The following is a 2,182-nucleotide window of genomic DNA, read 5'->3' on the forward strand; positions in this document are numbered from 1 at the left end:
GGTCAGCCACATATTCGTCAGCCACACGCATCGCGACCATTCTCCGCTGGCAGCGCGGCTGAAGCAGGACACCGGGGCAATTGTATTGGCCGAAGGTCGGCATCGGCCGGCCAGGCCGCTGCGCATAGGCGAGGTCAATCCGCTCGACGCCAGCTCCGACACCGCCTTTTATCCGGATATCGCGCTTCCCGACGATACGATGGTCAAGGGCGACGGTTGGGCGATCAGAACGGTACTGACGCCGGGTCACGCTGCCAATCACGCGGCTTTTGCGCTGGAAGGAACCGGTATCCTGTTCTCGGCCGATCACGTCATGGGTTGGTCGACCTCCATCGTTGCGCCGCCGGACGGCGCCATGGCCGACTATATGGCCTCGCTGGATCGGCTGATCGAGCGCGACGACCGCCTGCTGCTGCCCGGCCATGGCGGGCCGGTGACCGCGCCGCGCAGTTTCATGCGCGAGTTGAAGACGCATCGCAGGATGCGCGAACAAGCGATTCTCGAACGGATCCGAAGCGGCGACCGGACGATCAAGGACATGGTCCGGGCGATCTATCGCGATACCGATCCGAGCCTTCATGGCGCTGCCGGGTTGTCCGTGCTTGCCCATCTGGAGGATCTGGTGGCTCGCGGCCTCATCACCACCGACGGCGACCCGGCGATCGACGGCATATTCGCGCCCATCACGTAGGCGCTACTCGACCGGGGCCGTGCCGACCTGGCCGGCGACTTCCCGATCCAGCTCGGCAAGGAAATCCACGATGCGGGCCGCATTGTCGCCAAGGTCATAGCGGCCGTAACGCGAGGCCGAACGCATGTCGACGATGACCGTATCGCCATCGTCGGTCACGCGGATGGCGACGTCGGCGGGAAGGCTGAGGATGAAGCTCTTGGCCAGGGCGCTGATCGTCACCTCGCTTTGCCCGATCGCACGGGGAAACGGCGCCGTTAGCTGCCAATCCCGACGATCGAGCACGGTTTCGACTGCTTCCAGAACCCGATCGAAAGGCAGGTTGTAGCTGCGTCCGGTGACAAGCGGATAGGTCTCGGTCTGCAGGCGCTGCTCGCCCGGGGTCGGTGGCGAAAGCGCGTTCATGTCCCCGGTCCGGGTGCTGGTGTCGAGCACCGGCGGATCGTCGAAATCCGTCGAGATGTCCCTGAGCGGCGGAGAAGTCGCTGCCCAGTGGGCAGCAATACCAAAGGGAGCAAGCACCAACAGTGCCAGCACCGTGCCGACGGTGAGATCGCGACCGCCACGGTCGCCGAAATTCCACAGTCTCGAAAAGGCAAATCCGGCGAACAACAGCGCAAAGGCGGCAAGCAGCGCGACAATACCGAGCACCCAAAGGAAGGCCGGCGTTTCAACAAGCTCATATCGGTGGCCGAGGAGAACGGTCAGGAGCAGGACCGCCGAAAAAGCGCCTGTCCGCCGCGACCAGCCGGCCGCCTTCGACGTCTGTCGCCCGGGAATTTCCATTGTTTTCTGCACTGCTCCACCCGAACGAGCGTTTAGCGCCGTTTAGCGGCGGCTGAAGGAGAAAGACAGCATCTCAGTCAATCCGTTGGCAGACGATAGCCCCTGAATTGCTGGCGCAAGGTGGTCTTCTGGATCTTGCCGGTGGCGGTGTGGGGAATTTCGTCGACAAAGGCGACGTCATCCGGCATCCACCACTTCGCCACCTTGCCATCCATGAAAGCGAGGATATCCATCTTGGTCGGCTCCCGGCCCGGCTTACGGACGACGACGAGCAACGGCCGTTCGCCCCATTTCGAATGTTGGATGCCGATGGCGGCCGCCTCCGCCACATCCGGATGACCGACTGCGAGATTCTCGAGCTCGATGGTCGAAATCCATTCGCCGCCCGACTTGATGACGTCCTTGGCACGATCGGTGATCTGCATGTAGCCACTTGGGTCGATATGGGCGACATCACCGGTATCGAACCAGCCTTCTTCATCGAACTGTTCGGATCCGATGCCGCCATAATAGGCACGCGCGACAGCCGGTCCGCGGACCTTCAAGCGTCCGAATGTCTTGCCGTCCCATGGCAGCTCCTTGTCGTCGTCGTCGGTCACCTTCATTTCGACGCCGAAAGGCGGATAGCCCTGCTTGCTCTGGACGTCGAGCCGGGCTTCGCCCTCAAGCCCGGCATAGTCCGGCTTCATGGTACACAGCGTGCCG

Annotated in this window: 2 protein-coding genes and 1 pseudogene; 1 reads left to right on the forward strand and 2 read right to left on the reverse strand. The window is 62.9% G+C overall.

Annotation, left to right across the window (positions count from 1 at the left end; genetic code table 11):
- Window positions 1-691 (forward strand): MBL fold metallo-hydrolase (locus tag EOA85_RS33380; RefSeq protein ID WP_164760066.1); only part of this gene is annotated, 691 nt, incomplete at its 5' end.
- A 3-nt stretch (window positions 692-694) separates the two neighbouring features.
- On the opposite strand, the gene EOA85_RS33385 is transcribed toward EOA85_RS33380, so the two are convergent.
- Together EOA85_RS33385 and EOA85_RS33390 are read right to left on the reverse strand one after the other, a co-directional pair.
- Complete coding sequence (locus tag EOA85_RS33385; RefSeq protein WP_127212551.1) at window positions 695-1,477, reverse strand: DUF1499 domain-containing protein; 783 nt, start codon at window positions 1,475-1,477, stop codon at window positions 695-697.
- A 77-nt stretch (window positions 1,478-1,554) separates the two neighbouring features.
- Window positions 1,555-2,182, reverse strand: a pseudogene (locus EOA85_RS33390) (AMP-binding protein); the annotation flags it as partial.

Origin of the sequence: Mesorhizobium sp. M5C.F.Ca.IN.020.29.1.1 (genome assembly GCF_003997375.1) — a bacterium.
Taxonomy (GTDB): domain Bacteria; phylum Pseudomonadota; class Alphaproteobacteria; order Rhizobiales; family Rhizobiaceae; genus Mesorhizobium; species Mesorhizobium wenxiniae.

Bases quoted from the DNA above. Each gene is read 5' to 3' on its own strand.
- EOA85_RS33385 (WP_127212551.1), bottom strand. From the start codon at position 1,477: ATGGAAATTCCCGGGCGACAGACGTCGAAGGCGGCCGGCTGGTCGCGG.